This window comes from candidate division KSB1 bacterium, assembly GCA_022562085.1.
Taxonomy (GTDB): domain Bacteria; phylum Zhuqueibacterota; class Zhuqueibacteria; order Oceanimicrobiales; family Oceanimicrobiaceae; genus Oceanimicrobium.
The window spans coordinates 1-18,128 of the sequence record JADFPY010000013.1; the positions used below are offsets into that span (position 1 = coordinate 1).

The window sequence follows — 18,128 nt, forward strand, 5'->3', positions numbered from 1 at the left end:
TACAGAAGCCTTCACATTGAAAATATTTAACTTACGTTTGAGCGAATGACGGGGGTCGAACCCGCGACCTTCGGCTTGGGAAGCCGATGCTCTACCAACTGAGCTACATTCGCTTACTTATCAGGGTTAAATTACTTTAAAAAAATAGCGATAAAAAGTCAAGCTAATTTTGGCCTACTGGGCTTTCAAATAAATGCTGACTAAAATCTGCTATTTCATTGATACTCTCGAACTTACTTAAATCGATCCAATGGATACGTTTGTCTTTTCTAAACCAGGTCATCTGTCTTTTGGCGTAGTTTCTGGTTTTCTGTTTGATTAAGACCGCCATTTCAGAGAAGCTTAACTTGCCGTCTAAATATAAAAAAGCTTCCTGGTAGCCGACCGACTGCAGCGAATTCAACTCAGACCTGTAGCCCATTTTCTGCAACTCTTTAACTTCATCTAAAAAACCCCGTTCAAGCATGGCCTCGACTCTTTTTTCAATTCGCTCGTATAACTCACTTCGTTCTAAAGTGAGACCAAGAATACAAGGCTCAAATTCTGACGGCCGCGGCTTTAAATCGACGAAGTTGGAAAACGCCTCGCCGGTGACTTCAAACACTTCCAGGGCGCGCATGATTCTTTGTGAGTCGGTCGAATGCAGTTTCGCAGCGGTTTTGGGGTCAACAGTATTTAACCTATCATATAACGCTGCAATTCCGTTTTCACCGGCTTCTTTTTTCAGGTTTGTTTTTACCAGCTCATCCGCGATTTTGGGTTCAAACAAACCATCCATCAAAGCCCGGATGTAAAGCCCGGACCCGCCAACAACAATTGGCTGCTTTTCCCGTTTCCTGATCTCGGCAATGCAGATTCGGGCTTCACTGCCAAATTGGCCGGCGCTGTAATATTCGTCTGGAGTTTTTATATCTATGAAATGATGCGGGACCGCCGCCAACTCTTCACTGGTTGGCTTGGCGGTCCCGATAGTCATAAATTTATAAATCTGGCGTGAATCGGCCGACACGATTTCGCCTTTCACCCGTTTTGCCAATTTAATCGAAAGCGCTGTTTTACCGATTCCGGTCGGACCGACAATAAAGAGTACTCTGCTTTGCTTCAATTACGGGTGTTTTTGAGATATTTCAAATACTCGCTATTCGTGCTCAAAATGAGCGTGGTATTTGAATTCATCGTTTTCTTGTAAGACTCTAAAGTCTCTATAAATGAATAGAACTCCGGATCTCGGCCAAAAGAGTTCGCATAAATTCTCGTAGCCTCGGCGTCCCCCCGGCCCTTGATCTTCTGGGCTTCGCGATAGGCCTCAGAACTAATCCTCTGATACTCCTTTTGTCGCTCACCATCGATTTCAGCTTTGCGGCCTTGTCCCTCTGAGCGGGATTTTTCAGCGATTCGCTTCCTTTCTGAAATCATCCGTTCATAAACTTTTTCCCGAACTTCTTCAATGTAATTAATCCTCTTAATCCGAACATCCAGCAGCTCGATGCCGAATTCCGGCATCGCCTCCGCGGCCTTTGCCAAAATCTCTCTGGTAATCTGCTCGCGGCCTTTTTTAATTTCAAGGACGATTCTTTGTGTCCCGATCCTTCCTTGTTCTTCAATCGTAGTCTGCATCTCACGATTGGTATTTCGAACAGCTTCCAGGAGCAGGTTTTCGGAAATAAAGTTTCTTGTGGCGCTCTCGATGATATCGTCCAGGCGGCTCTGGGCGGAGAGCTCATCGCCTTTAACCGATTGCAGAAATTTCAGGGGGTCTACAATTCGCCAGCGGCCAAATGTGTCAACATGAATATATTTCTTGTCGGAGGTTGGAATTTGATTCTCATCGCCATCCCATTCAAGAACGCGTTTGTCAAATTTTCTCACCTCCTGAATGAAGGGTATTTTAAAGTTTAGCCCGGCCGTCGTGATCGGTTCACCAATTGGCCTTCCAAATTGCAGAACGATCACCTGCTCCGTTTCATCAACAACAAAAAGTGAGCCCATTAAAAACACCAGGGCTAAAACACCAAGTACACCTCCGTAAATAATTTTCTTGTTCATTTCGACGCCACCTCCTTTTTCCCTAATTGCAGCAATGGAATGAGACCTTGCTGCTCTTCATCAACCACGTAAATGTTTTCTATATTAGGTAGAACTTCCAGCATCGTTTCGAGATAAAGCCGCCGCCGGGTAACATCCTTGGCTTTGCTATATTCCCGCCAGACCGACAAAAACTTTTCCGCATCGCCCTTCGCTCTGTTAACGCGATTAAGTGCATATCCTTCAGCTTCACTAATCGCCTGCTTGGCTTGACCTTCCGCTTGCGGGATAATCTTGTTGTAAGCCTCTAAGGCCTGGTTGATGATGCGTTCCTTTTCCTGTTTCGCTTCATTCACTTCGTTAAAGGCCGGCTGTACCGGCTCGGGCGGGTTGACATCCTGCAGCTTGATGGTCACGACCTTGAGTCCGGTTTCGTATTCATTCAAAACATTTTGCGTTAGCTGCTGCGCCTCATCTTCAATCTCCTGGCGGCCTAACACAATGACTTCATCAACGCTGCGATCGCCGACAACCTGCCGCATCACAGACTCAGAAACATCACGCAAAGTCTCCTCAACGTTCCTGACATTAAAGAGATATTTTACCGGGTCCTGAATGCGGTATTGCACAATCCACTCGACTAAAGCCGAATTCAAGTCGCCAGTGAGCATCAGGGATTCGTCATTAAAGGTGCCTCTTGAGAATTGTGAGCGCACCCCGGCCTGAACCGTACGAAAGCCGAATTCTTCCTTGTAAACAAGCCGCACCCTAACTTTCTTCACTGTTTCGACACCAAATGGAATCTTAAAATGCAGCCCGGGCGATGTCGTGCGAACGTAAGCGCCCACGCGTTGAATGACCCCTACTTCGTCGGCATCGACGGTGTAAAAAGAGGTGAATACAAAGATTAATGCTAAAAAGGCGATTACACCTATAAATACCATTTTTTTTGGCACCTCAGGTAATTCGATGATCTCACCGCCTACATTGATTGTTTTTCGTGCCATCATTTCCTCCTATATTAAATATGAATTTCTTTCATTCGAAAACATATTAGTCAAATTGAATGAAATGCGCAAGCTTTTAATAAGCCCGCTTAAAGATTAAAGAGATGACTACTTAAACCCTTTTGCTCGGGTTTTATTCATTTTTCTAATTTGACTGAATTGATTGGAAAGAGGGACAAAATTTCTTTAAAAAAAATGTAGAGTTTCATGCAAAGGCTTTTTATATTCAACAAAAATTATTGACAAATTTTGGCCGATTGCAAAGACTGTCAGCAAGTCATTCAGATATTTCTGACCTACGATTTTTTGAAAATTGCCTTATGAAATTAAACATTAGAAAATATGGGGCAGACGGACCCGCGGTCGTTATTTTACATGGATTGCTTGGGTCATCTCAAAACTGGCACAGCGCCGCCACGAAACTAAGCAAGCAGTTTCAGATCCTGGTACCCGATCAAAGGAACCACGGCGACTCACCACATGGAACCCATACTATTGAACGATTGAGTGAGGACGTCTTAAATCTGCTGAATCAACAAAACATCGATAAAACATTCTTAATCGGCCACTCCATGGGTGGGGTAGCTGCGATGTCCTTTGCGTTTAAAAAACCGCAACGCCTCGAAGGACTCATCGTTGTGGATATCGCACCGGTTGCGCAGCTGGAACGAATGAACTGGATTTTTGAAGCTTTGGCAGCAGTTGATTTATCGGCGGTCAAGCGAAGACGGCACGCGGAAAAACAATTGGCAGAAAATATTCAAAGTCCGCTTGTCCGGCAATTCTTGCTGCAGAACCTGAAAAGGCAGGAAGATGGAACGTATGCCTGGCGCTGCAATTTGCCGGAGCTGCATGATTTTATCTGGAAGGATGGCCGGTTTGACTTAAAGGAAAGTGACAAATATGAAGGTCCCACTTTGTTTATCGGCGGTGGACGTTCGGAACATCGAATTGCGGAAAAAGAAGAACTGATTGCCAGGCATTTTCCAGATTACCAGCTCACGATGATTCCGAATGCCGGACACTGGGTCCATTTTGAGGCCACTGAAGAGTTTATCACCATCGTGACAGACTTCATTTTCAGTAAACTTAATACGTGATATTACAATCGATACCATTTGTCGTCGACGGCTTTGTACCTGCTCATACCCTATCTTGCTCTTAAGGTCTAACTTACTCCATGTCTCTCTCCCGCGGCATCCCCAACTCACAGCGGTCTGACCTGCTCCGGCCGCAGACCTTTTTCACCAATCTCAAGAAACGCATCTGCCATTCGCTCGCTCTCGGCGATAACGGTTCGCCAATAAGAGATGCGCTCGTCGTCTCTGCCGGCAAAGCGTTTGAAATCTCCTCGATCCGGTATTTTCCCGAACGGCAACGTCTTCACAAAAGCAGGTGAGGGCGCAACCAGCAGCACATTTTGCATGTTGGCGGGTGCAGGTTTACGCCAGGGCAGGCTCTTGTCGAACCAGCCCGGAATCAGCCGGTCTGTGTAATGCGGAAACAAAACGATACCATCATCCACGGCAAACGGAATGTCCAGATGATAGTCGACAATACCGCCATCTCGATAAACTCCCGGCGGCGCCCCCGGAATGTCGCACACGCCCGACATCACCAGTGGGATTGACCCGGACGCGAGGATGGCCGGCTTCAGGTTGCCGGCAGTGAGAGGCACGGCTCTCGACTGAAATCCGTTTGTTTCGACAAGCGGGACCAGCGTTTGATTATAAAACAGGGTTTGTTCATAGAACAAACTCAGGCACTTGCGACTGAGCAGATTGCCGATGGCGGAGGCCACAAGGCCAGAGCTCAGAGCGATGCTGTTTTCAAACGCCACTGCCGGTTTGCACCGCACGGCAAATAGATTCAGGCGCAAAAAAGGATGACTCAAGACTTCTTCAACCGTGGTTTCGTCGAGAAAACAATCAAGAATTTTGAGGCTCCCGGCTGTGACTTCTGCCGCAGATGGGCTGGCTGAATAAGTTTGCTGAACATACGCCTCCTGAAACTTGTTCAGGGCACTAACGGGATCTTTTTGAGCCCCACAGGCAAACCGCCAGGCCGCGATGGAGGACCCGATGAGAACAAGCGGCTCGGCGGCAGGTAGCAGCCACTGCGAAAAAAGCAGCCTGTCGAGCTGCCCAAGCACGAGCCACTTGGGGCCGCCGGCTGCTCCGGCAATGACTTTGACTTTCTCCGGCCCGAAGCCGTCGCGCTTGATGATTTCGAGGGCATTTGAACCGGCATAGAATGTTAGCGGAAATGGGTCTGTGCTCGTCACAATGATGCGGCCTCCTCTGCAACTGTCGCTTTACTTTTTGTTAGTTGTACTTTTTTAATTTTTTTTCAAATGATCTCACTTTGGGAGGTTTTTTCCCTTTTCCTTGCTCAATACTGTGTCCTTCTGATTCAAGTAAAGCTATCTGTCTTTCGGCACCACCGGGATATTTTATATTAATTGCCCCATCAGGTTTTAATACTCTCCAATAGGGTGTTACATTGTCCTCCTTGACTGGTCTTTCTTCTTCCGCAGCTAAAGCAATGAATTTTAAGTAGACTCCTGTCGGGATTGCAGCAGTTACTTGTACTTTTTTCTCTTTAGCCAATGTCTGCCTGAGAATGTCGTTGGTCAACAATTCACCTTTTTGGGTTTTGTTTATGAGTCGTTCAATATCCAATGCATTTGGAATCAGTATTTTTCCTTTACCTAATTTTTTTTCCCAATCAGGCGTAATCTCATGAATCTTTTCTTCTATTTCATTTACTTTTTCCCGCCAGGTTTTCTTTTTGGCCATAAGCTTCCTTTTGGTTATATGTTGATTTGAGTGGGTAACCAGTACTTGACTAAGATATTTTTTAGCCACGGATTCACCCCATTAGATAAAGATATCAGCTTGCCGGAAAACATCAAAGACTCTCATCTAACGGGGTGAACACTGATGAAACACTGATTCTGTTTAATAAATGAAACGCTTGAATTCTACTTTCTTTTTCCGAAATCGATGAGTAATCCTACTTTTATTTCTGTTGCTTTTATTTCATTGAGTAACTGTGCTTCATCTTTTGGATACTATTGCTTTGCGACTTTAAGTTCCACGATAACTTTCCAGCCACAATCCCGACCCGTCGGGACTCGTATTCACCTACAATCGCACTTTAAACTCCACTTTTATAGGATGTTCTATTTCAGCAGAATGACCACGACGTAATAATTCAACCTGTAATGCTTTCTGATAGACTTTTTCTAAAAAACCGTATCCGAGAATATTGTGCACTTCATAGGCTAAACCGATAGTAGCTTCTGTAATGTCTTCATATTCTAATTTTACTTATCCGTGTACAATCGGGGTAAATCCGTGGCTTTATTTTTTCTATGTTTACCCACTGCATTCAACATAGAGCCATTCTTTTTTTAAATTACAGCTAACGATATTTTCCGGCGCTGCAGGGCTTTGACGCGCTGTCGTTGCAAATTCGAACAGACCTTTGAGATTTATTCACCTTGGCAAAACATAAAAGAACACCGACACAAAATGGCTAAAACTACCCATCAAAACAAACAAATGGAAGATAGCGTGATTGAGTTTTATTTTCTTAATGCTGTATAAAATTGCACCAATAGTGTAGGCCATTCCACCTGCAAAAAGCCAAAATAAACCTTCTAAAGGTAAATTATTAATTAATGGTTTGATGGCGAAAACGATAACCCAACCCATGAATACATACATTAGTGTCGAAATTAAATTATATTTCCCCGTAAAAAAAAGCTTCAAAATTATTCCAGTTAAAGCCAACCCCCAGGAAGTACCGAAAATCACCCAACCTATTGTACCCTGTAGAGTAACAAGTGTAAAAGGAGTGTAACTTCCAGCAATGAGAACATAAATAGCTGCGTGGTCAATGATTTTTAATCTGTTTCTTAACTCTGGTTTTTTAGCATTGTGGTAAAAAGTAGAAGCAGCATATAAAATAATTAAACTTGCTCCGAAAATGCTAAAACTAACAATATGCCAAACGTCTCCGTGTAGATTTGCATGCGTAACTAAAAGTACCAAAGCAACAATGCTTAAAATAAAACCGACAGCATGAGAAATGATGTTGATTTTTTCTTCTATAGGCGAGTAGTATTTTATTTCTTCTATATCCTTTATTTAATCAATGTCTTTTGTATATGCTTTTCGACATGCTAAAGAAATATATTCCTACATAATTTATGGTTTTAAGCTCATATAGATAATGTCTGTATCTGGTAGTTCTTTTGAAAAAGCAATTACTGGTTTTATTTGGTTCCGGCGGGCGTACCTTGACCCGGATGAGCGGTCAACCAACATTCTTAACACTCGAACACTTTAAGACCCAAACACTAAAATGAGACCCAAACCCTAAGTTGAAATATATTTTCTTATTTCATCACTGGTCATGATGTCGTCTGCGGAGAAAGAATCGTAAGGACCGTAATCCAGAAGCTGCTGTGCAACGTTTCTCATTGTCGTCAAGCTTGCTCTGATCAAGCCCGGCCCGAGACTGAGCCGGCTGATGCCAATCGCTGCCAGTTCTTTCATGGAAGCAGCTAATTTGGAAGCGTAAACGTTGATGGGTGCCTCAGTTTCCTCTCGAATTCTCTTTAAGGTTTCGACATCGCCGGGGCCAATCGGATAGAGGCAGTCGGCGCCAGCGTCTAAGTAGGCTTTACCTCGAGAGATGGTTTCCGCTATTTTTTCGGAACGTGAGATATCCGCGCTGCGCATGAAGACATCAATTCGGGCGTTTATCACCAGCGGAATACCTTCTTTATCCGCCATATTCCGGATTGCCTGAATGCGCTCACACTGAAAATCAATTGGCTGCAGAGGACCCCCTTCGAACGAGCTGTCCTCAAAGTTAATTCCGACCGCCCCGGCATGCATCACCTGCCGGATATTTTCAGCGATTTCCTGAGGATGCTCGGCATACCCCCGTTCGATGTCGGCGGTCATGGGCACGGCAACGCTTGATGCGATTCGTTCAATCACATCGAGCATTGCATCAAATTTTATTTTCTGGCCGTCGTCATAACCGAGAGAATAAGCCACTGCCGCGCTGGCGGTAGCTACTGCCGGGTAACCTAAACCTTCCAACAGACGCGCGCCAAGCGGATCCCAGATATTGGGCAGGACGAGTAACTTTGGCTCGTGGTGCAGCGCGAGAAATTTCTCGGCTTTTTGAATTTGGGTTGTTTTATCCATTGAGTCCTGAAATTTCAGATTTACCTGATATTAATTCCAACCCCAACATTGACCCCGGGATATTTTGCAAATGTGTAGCTGCCGTGGATGGCCAGGAATACCAGATGTAATCGTACCCCAACATTGGCACGGGTGTTGTTTGGGTTTTTAAACTCGAGATTTATCGGATCTTCGAAATCCTGAATGGCCGGGTCGCCAAAAGTAGGGCCGGGCGTCTCGTCAATGAGCGTAACCGGGTAAGTGCCTTTTAGTTTTACCTTGACATCCGCTGATTCAATGCCAACGCCGCCGAAAAAAGTGAGGACTCCAAACGTTTTTGAGGCAATGACATTAAATGTAAGCGAGTTTGCTTCAATCTCAACTTGCTGGTTGTCATAATTTGCGCCGGTTTGCGCCAGATTGGCCTGCGGTTCCACATCGAGATCTGTTTGAGCCTGGAAGGTCGTGAAAGCTGCCATGACTGCCAGGTCAACCGGGAGAAGTCCGCCAAGGAAGTCGCCCAAATTATGCTTAACCCCTAAACCAAACATTTTGACTTTGCCAAAATCATCGCTTATTTCAACTTCGGGGAAAAAACGTACCATGACCTCTGTATTGGGCAGCACACCAACAGCAGCTTGAATCATGGGCGAGGGCACATAGCGAAATCCGACACCCTGCGGCATAGTTAACGTGTCTAGTACTGTCTCTCCGCCAGGCAAGAGCGGATTGCTCACAAAAATCTCCACCTCAGGTCCATCCGCATCTGCCCCGACTGCCGTTGGCGTGAAAGAATCATTGGGGTTCAGCGGGCGGATATTTTTTAGGCCGAGATTATTCAAATCAAATGTCTCGTCGCTGGTTGGAGCAATGGCTGCGCTTCCCATGACTGTAATATCGAATCCTAAAAATTTATGAGTACGGGCTGTATTGTACCAGCCGTTGTTCAGATCCGCTCCAAAACCGTTGCCAACAGGACGCAGATATTCGTTCACCAACAGATTGGCGTCTTCTACCCCGCCGCGCAGCAGGTCCCCGATATTGTCGACCTGACCGAAAGCCGTATTGCTAAAACATAAAGAAGCAATTAACACCAAACAGATGCCCAAAAATCGATTTATCATATTTACCTCCATATAAAAATGATTTGCTGTTCTAATCTAAAAAAATATCTTCAAAAAGCAATCAGAGGTCTTCTATCGCCACAAAAGGTGAAAAAAACAAATAAAACTATTGCACTTCAAATGACCTCATTTCAAAATACCCTCTTGAAATTTTGATAACCATTTATTATATTTTCAATTCAGGTTAGAACATTTAAGAAAGCAGGAACCCATGAACATTTATGCAGCCATCATTTTGACGACGCTTGTCGTCAGCTTTGTTATCGACCTCATCACCGAAGTTCTAAACTTAAAGGCGCTTCGCGATGACCTCCCCAAAGAGTTTGCCGGGGTTTACGATGCCGCAGCCTACAAGAAGTCGCAGGACTACACCCGGGTAAAAACAAAGTTCGGTTTTATTACTTCTATTTTCAGTATCATCTTGATTTTGGTTTTCTGGTTTGCCGGCGGCTTTAACTATGTTGATCAAATAGTTATAAGCTGGACATTGCATTCAATCTGGACCGGCTTGATTTACGTTGGCATTTTGATTATTGCCAAATCAATACTTTCTCTTCCGTTTAGCATTTATTCAACATTTGTAATTGAAGAACGGTTTGGTTTTAATAAGACGACGCCGCTCACTTTCGTAACCGATATTTTAAAAGGACTTTTACTGGGGGTTCTTTTGGGCGCACCGTTGTTGGCGGGAGTCATGGCGTTTTTTCAATATGCCGGCGGCATGGCCTGGTTTTATTGTTGGCTGGCAACAGCGGTGTTCACATTATTTATTCAGTTCATCGCACCGACCTGGATTATGCCCCTGTTCAATAAATTCACTCCTTTGGAAGAAGGTGAATTAAGAGAGTCGATTCTTTCTTACGCAAAATCGGTAAAATTTTCTCTGCAGAATTTATTTGTCATCGATGGCTCAAAGCGATCAACCAAATCCAATGCATTCTTCACCGGCTTTGGAAAAAATAAGCGTATCGCTTTGTTCGATACCTTAATTGAAAAGCACACGGTCGCGGAATTGGTCGCGGTACTGGCTCATGAGATTGGTCATTACAAGAAAAAGCACATCATTCAGGGGATGCTCATCAGCATTCTGCAAATGGGGGTTATGTTTTTTCTGCTCTCTATTTTTATCAGTCACGAAGGGCTGTTTAAAGCTTTTTACATGGAAAACATTTCTATTTACGCCGGCCTTATTTTTTTCGGGATGCTCTATTCGCCCATCGAATTAATTCTGTCAATTTTCATGCAAATCTTTTCACGCAAAAATGAATATGAAGCCGACCAGTATGCAGCCGAGACAACTAAAGATCCAAATTCAATGATTGACGCGCTCAAAAAACTTTCCGTTCACAATCTGTCTAATTTGACGCCTCATCCTTTGTATGTCTTTCTAAATTATTCCCATCCGCCGGTTCTTGAACGGATTAATGCAATTCGTAAATTAGCAGCTGGGTAACTAAAGAGGCACACTTCGGGATAGAGCGAGAACTCTGGCGAGTTCCGCTAATCAAGGCCGAGAACTCTGGCGAGTTGCGCTACCATCAAATGTTACAATTTCAGCATGCTCCAGGGCTTGTTCCATTAACTTGCTGACATCAAGCAGCTTCTCCGCATTAGTAAGCATTTTTGGATTCGCACGGGTTTGAGGGTTTTCGGGGACAAACAGAGTACAGCAATCCTCGTAGGGTTCAATCGAAACTTCAAATGTGCCGATTTTCTTCGCTTGCTGAATGATTTCCTCCTTATCAAAACCGGCAAGGGGTCTTAATATCGGCAAGTCTGTGACTTCAGCCACGACTCGAATATTGCTCAATGTCTGAGAAGCAACTTGGCCCACATTCTCACCGGTAACGAGCGCTACCGCTTTCTCAGACTGAGCAATGCGCTCCGCTAATCGGACCATGTAACGCCGGTACAATAAGACTCGCAGTTCAGACGGCGCTTTTGCCATGATCTCCTTTTGAATATCAATAAAGGGAATAAAATAGGCTTTGCAATGAAATTGGTACCGGTTAAGGATTTGAACCAGGCGATCGGTGTTTTCCTGGGAGGCCTTGCTGGTAAAAGGCTGGCTGTGAAAATGTGCATAAATTAAGTTGACTCCCCTTTTCAGCATCATGTATGAAGCAACGGGAGAATCAATTCCCGAAGAAAGCAGGCAGACGGCTTTTTCACTGACTCCGACGGGTAAACCACGCAGACCCGGAATCTTTTCAGTGTAAAGCAAAGCCGCTCTCTCGGTAATTTCAATATAGCAGGCGATTTCCGGTTCACTCAAATCAACTTTCTTGCCACAATTTTTCTGGACAAACGCCCCAACCTGTTTATTAACCTCCATCGAGTTAATTGGAAAATCTTTTTGCGCCCGGCGTGTTTCTATTTTAAATGAATCAAAAGACTTATTTTCCAGCAGGCTCCAGGCTGTCTCTTTATGGCCTCAATATCTTTTTCAACAGCAGTGCCAAAACTGAAATGGCTAATCCCGAAAACATTTTGTAATCCTACTTTTGCGAGTTTTTCCTGGCCTGCTTCTGCCAGATTAATGACAAGCCTTCCCCGAAGCCTTTCTATCTCTTTGATATTAACTTTGTGTAGAGCTTTTTTTATATTTGTCTTTAACTTATTTTCAAAAAAAATACGGTTTCTGCCTTTCAGAGCGATTTCGCCGTAATGGATGACAATTATTTTTTTACAAAGGTTTGGCATATAAAAATATAGAACAATTTAAGATATTCTCAAAACGAAAAAAGGCACAGCCAAAATTTTGACCATGCCCTTTTCTCCTCCTCCTACCTCTTATTTTAATTTAACGTAAAAAATACCAGAGTCAAGGTTTTTTCAAAACATGTCAGATAGGATTTCGGTCTTATTCAAAAAAAAATTAATTAAAACAAATCAGTTCAAATTGGCAAGGCCGGCCAGAGCATTCTTATGATCAGCGTTTTCTTTTAAGGCAGACTCAAACATTCTTTTCGCTTTTTCGGGCCAACCGCTTGCCGAATAATATTGACCAACATTAAAATAAACCCCGGCCAAACCCTCTTCATTACCAAATTGCTCGATAATCCCCTTCGCATTTTTACCAAAATGTCTTTTTGTGCGTTTAGGATCCTCTAAAAGAAGTGTGAGCAGCAAAATGTTGTCCTTATTTACTTGAATCAACGAAGTCAGCACGTCAATGCCCTCTTCAAAAAGTGCATCAATTTTCTCTAAATAGTCTTGCAAGCTCTCCTCGCTTTTTTGAAAAGTATCGCTTTTTTCAACATAGTGTTCCATGACATATCTTGATTCCCGGGCGACCATCACTTTATGAAAAAGCAGACCGATATTGTTCATAAATTCAGTTTCAATTTTATTGGGCATAATTTTGTGCCCCTTTTCAAATTTGTTTTTTTGGGGGTCGATCAGTCGCTTGTAAACCAGATGGTGTTCTTCTTTAATCTCAAACAGGATTTCACAAATTTCACGAAGTTTATCAAAAGAAAGAAAATCTCCCCGGCGTGAAGAGCGGCGGTAGTTTTTAAATTCCTCACGTGCTTCTAAATAAAGCATCACTATGTTTCGAATCTTCCAGTTCTTGACCCGGTTTAAGTATGGTTTAACTTCAGTCTTTTTAGACATCCTTTTACCCCTGGTCAGCGAAAAAGTCAGGCTCGTTGGGTTTAACAAACCATTTAACTTAATATCTTCTTAGACTAAACGCAAGATCTTATTCGTAATTAAACAAAAAGAACCCCCGTGAAAACTAATTTCACGAGGGTCTATTCTTACTGTCTATGAAAAAAAGTCATTTCTTTTTTCGTTTTGAATAAAAACCGATAGCAGCCAACGGCAGCAGAAAGAATGAGAGATTAGCTGCAGCGTTTACCGTCGTTTTCAAGGATTGATTTTGAATATCGAAATCAATTGCCGGTCTGCCAAAACCACATGAAGGCGGCTGAGTCGGAGGCGGATCAGCAATTGAAAAGGTGTTGTCACTGTCACGGGTCTCGTTGCCGTCGTTGTCGGTGGCGGCTACGAAATAAATTATTGTACTGCCCAGAGACTGACCCGGGATATTGCCGCTATAATGATCAGCACTGGTAGAGGTCATAGCAACAGTAACCGCCTCTTGACCACTAACCTGGTATGTCAAACTCGCACTCTGAATACTGCCGTCATCCAGAATATCCGCTTCGACCACGTAAGGTCCGGCATCGTCCGGTCTATTTTGAAGTCGTGTCGTATTCGCAATGATGGGATTTGTGGAAAGGGAGTTATTGACATTCAATCTTCCACCAGTTGATGTCGCATCGCTGAAACTCGCGACTCGATCAACGCCTCCTAGAATACGCGTTTTAATTTGCGCCATTGATAATCCAGGAAATTGTGCCCAAATCAAAGCAGCGGCACCGCTCACATGAGGCGTGGACATTGAAGTTCCGCTAAACGTACTGTAAGTGTTACCTCTGGTTGTACTACGAATGTCCTGGCCGGGCGCAGCAAGATGCACGGTATTTCTGCCCGTATTCGAAAAGCTGGCCAGGTTGTCACTGCTGGTACTGGCGGCAACTGAAATAACGTTTGGCACTTCATAGCTTGCCGGATAGGAAGGAAAATTATCGTTATCTTGCGAGGCATTGCCTGCTGCTGCGACAAACAACACACCGTTGTCATTTGCAAACTGGATGGCATCTTCCAATGATTGTGAGAATCCGCCGCCGCCCCAACTGTTACTCAAGACTTTAGCTCCATTGTTAACACCGTAAATTATGCATCCAAGTGCGTCATCCAGTGAGCCACTGCCATCTCCACCCAGAAATTTTAGCGGCATGATTGAAACTTGCCAGTTGACCCCTACAACGCCTACACCATTGTTTCCAACGGCGCCGATGGTTCCGGAAACATGACTTCCGTGGTCGTTATCGTCATCAGGGTTGTTATCATTGTTTGCGAAATCCCAACCGCGAACATCATCAACAAAACCATTTCCATCGTCGTCCGTATTGTTGTTTGGAATTTCGGCGGTATTTGTCCATATGTTGTCTTCTAAATCCTCGTGGTCCCAATCAACTCCGGTATCGATAACACCAACAATAATAGCCCTGTCGCCTGTTTGAATATCCCAGGCAGCCGGGGAATCCGTAATTGTCATGCCGTATAATTGCGAAAACTGTGGATCATTCGGTTCAACAAAGCGTCTATAAACGTAATTCGGTTCTGCATAAACAACGTTGGGATCGGCTTCGCACTCTTTTATGGCCTGACTTACATCTTTGCCACCCGTATCGCAGTGATATACCCCGAGATTGTCAAACTGTTCTAAAATCGTGATCCCAACATTTGACAAAGTACGAGCAACTTCCTCGGTGGCAATATTTTTAAACTTAATTATCACTTCACCGGGCCTGTGTTCGGCCAGCTGTGCTTGAGCAGCCATAACCGTTTCAGGATTGCTTGCTTCCGGGCTAGCCTCATTAGAGAACGCTCTAACTTCAGCGGTAGGTTCAGCATACTTAACAATGGATGCATTGCTGCACAATTTAATTACCTCTTCTACTGAATAATCCGAAGATATCCTAAATACCTGGACATTGATCTCATCAAATGTTTTGACTTTAACCAGGCCCAACTCTTTTGTAAAGGAGTTAATTTTTTCTAAACTGACATCCTCATTAAATTTAATTAAAACTTTTCCTGCACGCTCATTGGTAGCTGCGGTTAGCCAAAAAGCAGAAACCAACCCCACCGTCAAAATTAAAAGAACAACTTTCATTTTACCAAACATGACGCCTCCTTCCATTTGTTATGATTAAAAAAAATAAATTCACTCGACTCCATTTTTCAAACTGCCAATTTCACTAATCTTGCATTCCACGATATCGCCGGCATGCAATTCACCGACCCCTGCCGGTGTTCCTGTTGCAATTAGATCCCCCGGTTGCAATGTACAAAATTTCGAAATATAGGCAACGATTTCTTCAACTTTAAAAACCATTTCCGATGTTGAAACCTGTTGTTTCTGTTCACCGTTTACGGTTACTTGCAATTCCAGGTTATTGTAATCTTCAACCGCGTCTGTTGGAACCAGAAAGGGACCGAACGGGCAAAAAGTATCGAAACTTTTCGAGCGAAACCAGGGTTTTCCTGCTTTTATATCGCTTTTTTGTAATTCCCGTGCGGTAACATCGTTGAGAATACTAAAACCAGCCACGAAGTCAATTGCTTTACTTTGAGAAATGTTGTGTGCCTGCTTGCCGACAACTACCGCAAGCTCCCCTTCAAAATCAATCCTGCCCACATCCTTCGGCCTCCTGATAACTTCGTGATGCGGAATAATCGCCGATGGCGCTTTTGAGAAAAAGAGAGGTTCTTCAGGAATTTCATTTTCTAATTCAGCGGCATGGCCTTTGTAATTTCTCCCTATGCAAAGAATTTTTTGAGGTCGGCCAATGGGGGGTTCAAAAGTGTAGGTGCCCTTTATTTCTAACTCAGACAAAGGTCTTACTTGCTTTAAAGTATCCAAGACCTCCTGTAAAGTTTCCAACCTGAAGAAATCAGCCTCAACCATTACTTGTAAGAAACCGAGGCTAGGACCGCGTCCATTGTTTTTAATCTCTTTATAAAGCTCCCATGCCTGGGAAAAGTTATAAAAAGCATTTTCAAATTGCACGCCAATTTGTAAAATGCCTTTGTCTGTCTTAAATGAAAAAGCCTTCAACGGGATTCCTTCCCACACCCTGGTTTTTTTGCGCCCTTGCTTTTGTCCGTTTGAAATAAATGGATAGAAGCAATCTCGAGAGCGTAGAACTTACGCAAAATGAAGCCCATAATATGGAAATATTCGATGATTGTCAAGTATTCTTTGCACAGGATCAGAATTGTATGGCGGTCTCTAATGAAATGTAACTTTAACTCCCAAAACATGTACTGTTTGAGATAGCGATTGTCATATTCTCGCTCGTCAAGTTGGGCGTTTACGATATCGCCTAGTGAAATAATGCCGGCGATTTTTTCATTCTCCAATATTGGCAAGTGTCTGATTCGGTTCTTCGTCATGACCCCTATGGTATATTCGATGTCGTCTTCCGGAACACCTACAATTACGTTTTCAGTCATGCCCTGGAAAACCTTTGTTGTTCGCAGCATTTTGTCTCGCTCAGCGCTCTCTCGAAGAATATCACGTTCGGATATAATGCCTTCGAGTTTTCCGTCGTTATTCAAAACAAGTAAGGCGCCTGATATTGTGCTTAACCAACACCTGTATCGCATCATGGGTTGTTTTGGACTTGTTAATAGTAAGAACCTCCTGACCTTTCGAAGCCAGAACATCTTTGATCTTCATCCTAAGCCTCCTTATTATATGATAAAGATTTGTAAACTCATTTAAACTATTCCGGGGTCCGGGGACTTTCTGCTTCCTTATAAGCTGTACAAACAGTGACCGGTAAATTGGGATACTTCCGAAAAGATGGATCAATTTTAGAATATTTACACAAGAAAAATAGACTTTCTCTCTGATTTTGAATTACCTTTGCATAAATACAGGTTTCACATAGTCCAACGCGCATAAAATTACTAACACTTCTCTTAAGTATCGAAAGTATAGAGGTATTTTTCCAAAATTTTGTCAGAAATATCAACATCTTCAAAATTCAATCTTGAAGCTTTCGGGTAACGCTCCAATATTTTTTCCGATACTTGGATAACCTGCTCTTCACGAATAGACGAACATTTACCGTCGGCGTCGTGAATTGCAATTATTTGTTTGCCAACAGGTTTCCACTGATGCGGATCGGTTTGACCAAATAAAGCAACCACCGGAATTCCAACGCCGGCAGCCAAATGCATAAATGCCGATTCATTGCATATCATCAGATTAGAGAAAAAAACAACGGCGGCAAATTCCCTAAAATCAAGATGATTGACTTCGATAGGTTGAAATGGCAAACCACTGATAAATTCCCGCCCTGAATCGTTGTCTTTTAGTCCCCAGGAAGTGATAATCTTTGCATCATAATTCATACAGAAAAATTTGGCGATGTGTACAAATTTAGTCACCGGCCATCGACTTTGACCATCATCCGAACCAATATGAACGGCTAACAAGAATTCTTCCGGTGAGACTTTTTGCTCTTTTAAAAACGCTACCGCACATTTTTTTTCTTCCTTGGTCAAATATATTTCTTCCGAGAAATCTCTCGTGTCGGCTTCAATGTGGCGCACAATATCGAGGTTGCGCTCTGTTTGGTGCTTGTTGATCTCTGAGTAAGGTGCAATCAAGTTGTAAAAAAAATTGTTTTTACAACCCTCAAGAACAAGGTGTTCCGAACCTAAAATATATTTAGCGCCAGTTAAATAAGCCAAAATATCACTTAAAAAAGAATGAGTGACCGTATTCAGAACGATGACCAGGTCAAAATGAGAACGGATCTTTTTAATAAGATTTATTGTTTTTTTAAAAGACCACCCGGAGAGCCGGTTCTCAAAACTGATTACTTCGTCTAAATAAACATTGTTGAGTAAGACGGGTGCAATATCAGCACGCGCCAAAACACCGATGTGCGCCTCGGGAAAGCGCTGCTTCACCGCGCGAAAGACCGGAGTCGTTATCATTAGGTCTTTCAAATCATCATGTCGCCGAATAATCAGAATACGGCGAATTTTTTCGGGAGTTATTTCAGATGGGTTAACAGTGGTTTTTCCCACAGCTTTTTCGAGCAGTTTAAGACAGAAAGTTTTGAGTGCTCTTGAAAGCTTAGGCTTCGCACTCATGGTGTTACCCTTGG

Annotated in this window: 18 protein-coding genes and 1 tRNA gene; 2 read left to right on the top strand and 17 right to left on the bottom strand. The window is 43.4% G+C overall.

Going from position 1 to position 18,128, the window contains the following annotated elements; all coding sequences use genetic code 11:
* Positions 1-40 precede the first annotated feature (40 nt).
* The 4 genes from IH879_02320 to hflK form a co-directional block, all read right to left on the bottom strand.
* Positions 41-113 (bottom strand) — tRNA-Gly (locus IH879_02320).
* A gap of 50 nt (positions 114-163) precedes the next feature.
* Positions 164-1,105: a tRNA (adenosine(37)-N6)-dimethylallyltransferase MiaA gene (gene miaA / locus IH879_02325; GenBank protein ID MCH7673772.1), complete on the bottom strand. Its 942-nt coding sequence runs from the start codon at positions 1,103-1,105 to the stop codon at positions 164-166.
* Entirely contained in the window at positions 1,102-2,046 is a 945-nt protein-coding gene (hflC, locus tag IH879_02330; GenBank protein MCH7673773.1) for a protease modulator HflC, read from the bottom strand. The genes miaA and hflC overlap by 4 nt, the downstream gene beginning before the upstream one ends.
* On the bottom strand, positions 2,043-3,032 hold the full coding sequence (gene hflK, locus IH879_02335; GenBank protein MCH7673774.1) for an FtsH protease activity modulator HflK: 990 nt from the start codon (positions 3,030-3,032) through the stop codon (positions 2,043-2,045). The genes hflC and hflK overlap by 4 nt, the downstream gene beginning before the upstream one ends.
* Positions 3,033-3,352: 320 nt before the next feature.
* On the opposite strand from hflK, the gene IH879_02340 reads away from it, so the two are divergent.
* Positions 3,353-4,132, top strand: a complete 780-nt coding sequence (locus tag IH879_02340; GenBank protein MCH7673775.1) for an alpha/beta fold hydrolase — start codon at positions 3,353-3,355, stop codon at positions 4,130-4,132.
* Positions 4,133-4,239: 107 nt separating this feature from the next.
* Here the strand turns inward: IH879_02340 and IH879_02345 are convergent, their stop codons facing one another.
* The 6 genes from IH879_02345 to IH879_02370 form a co-directional block, all read right to left on the bottom strand.
* Complete coding sequence (locus tag IH879_02345; protein MCH7673776.1) at positions 4,240-5,316, bottom strand: patatin-like phospholipase family protein; 1,077 nt, start codon at positions 5,314-5,316, stop codon at positions 4,240-4,242.
* Between the two features lie 40 nt (positions 5,317-5,356).
* A complete protein-coding gene (locus IH879_02350) occupies positions 5,357-5,830 on the bottom strand; it encodes an MGMT family protein (protein ID MCH7673777.1) in 474 nt (157 codons plus the stop codon).
* Between the two features lie 348 nt (positions 5,831-6,178).
* Positions 6,179-6,310 (bottom strand): GxxExxY protein, encoded by a 132-nt coding sequence (locus IH879_02355; protein ID MCH7673778.1) that lies wholly within the window; start codon positions 6,308-6,310, stop codon positions 6,179-6,181.
* Between the two features lie 222 nt (positions 6,311-6,532).
* The gene (locus IH879_02360; GenBank protein ID MCH7673779.1) at positions 6,533-7,150 is read right to left on the bottom strand and encodes a hemolysin III family protein; all 618 of its coding nucleotides are present in this window, start codon (positions 7,148-7,150) and stop codon (positions 6,533-6,535) included.
* Positions 7,151-7,417: 267 nt separating this feature from the next.
* On the bottom strand, positions 7,418-8,260 hold the full coding sequence (locus IH879_02365) for an isocitrate lyase/phosphoenolpyruvate mutase family protein (protein ID MCH7673780.1): 843 nt from the start codon (positions 8,258-8,260) through the stop codon (positions 7,418-7,420).
* 20 nt (positions 8,261-8,280) lie between these two features.
* Positions 8,281-9,363: a hypothetical protein gene (locus IH879_02370; protein ID MCH7673781.1), complete on the bottom strand. Its 1,083-nt coding sequence runs from the start codon at positions 9,361-9,363 to the stop codon at positions 8,281-8,283.
* Between the two features lie 211 nt (positions 9,364-9,574).
* On the opposite strand from IH879_02370, the gene IH879_02375 reads away from it, so the two are divergent.
* Positions 9,575-10,816, top strand: a complete 1,242-nt coding sequence (locus IH879_02375; protein MCH7673782.1) for a M48 family metallopeptidase — start codon at positions 9,575-9,577, stop codon at positions 10,814-10,816.
* Between the two features lie 51 nt (positions 10,817-10,867).
* Here the strand turns inward: IH879_02375 and thiI are convergent, their stop codons facing one another.
* The 7 genes from thiI to IH879_02410 all read right to left on the bottom strand — a co-directional run bounded on the left by thiI (position 10,868) and on the right by IH879_02410 (position 18,114).
* Positions 10,868-11,773, bottom strand: coding sequence for a tRNA 4-thiouridine(8) synthase ThiI (gene thiI, locus IH879_02380; GenBank protein MCH7673783.1), 906 nt, complete (start codon positions 11,771-11,773; stop codon positions 10,868-10,870).
* A complete protein-coding gene (locus IH879_02385; protein ID MCH7673784.1) occupies positions 11,737-12,066 on the bottom strand; it encodes a hypothetical protein in 330 nt (109 codons plus the stop codon). The genes thiI and IH879_02385 overlap by 37 nt, the downstream gene beginning before the upstream one ends.
* Before the next feature lie 189 nt (positions 12,067-12,255).
* Entirely contained in the window at positions 12,256-12,981 is a 726-nt protein-coding gene (locus tag IH879_02390; GenBank protein MCH7673785.1) for a hypothetical protein, read from the bottom strand.
* A gap of 166 nt (positions 12,982-13,147) precedes the next feature.
* Positions 13,148-15,127, bottom strand: a complete 1,980-nt coding sequence (locus IH879_02395) for a S8 family serine peptidase (protein MCH7673786.1) — start codon at positions 15,125-15,127, stop codon at positions 13,148-13,150.
* A 39-nt stretch (positions 15,128-15,166) separates the two neighbouring features.
* Positions 15,167-15,910 (bottom strand): fumarylacetoacetate hydrolase family protein, encoded by a 744-nt coding sequence (locus IH879_02400; GenBank protein ID MCH7673787.1) that lies wholly within the window; start codon positions 15,908-15,910, stop codon positions 15,167-15,169.
* A 146-nt stretch (positions 15,911-16,056) separates the two neighbouring features.
* Positions 16,057-16,563 carry a CBS domain-containing protein gene (locus IH879_02405; protein MCH7673788.1) on the bottom strand — a complete coding sequence of 169 codons (507 nt, stop codon included), beginning with the start codon at positions 16,561-16,563 and terminating at the stop codon, positions 16,057-16,059.
* Between the two features lie 366 nt (positions 16,564-16,929).
* Entirely contained in the window at positions 16,930-18,114 is a 1,185-nt protein-coding gene (locus tag IH879_02410; GenBank protein MCH7673789.1) for a glycosyltransferase family 9 protein, read from the bottom strand.
* Between the last annotated feature and the right edge of the window lie 14 nt (positions 18,115-18,128).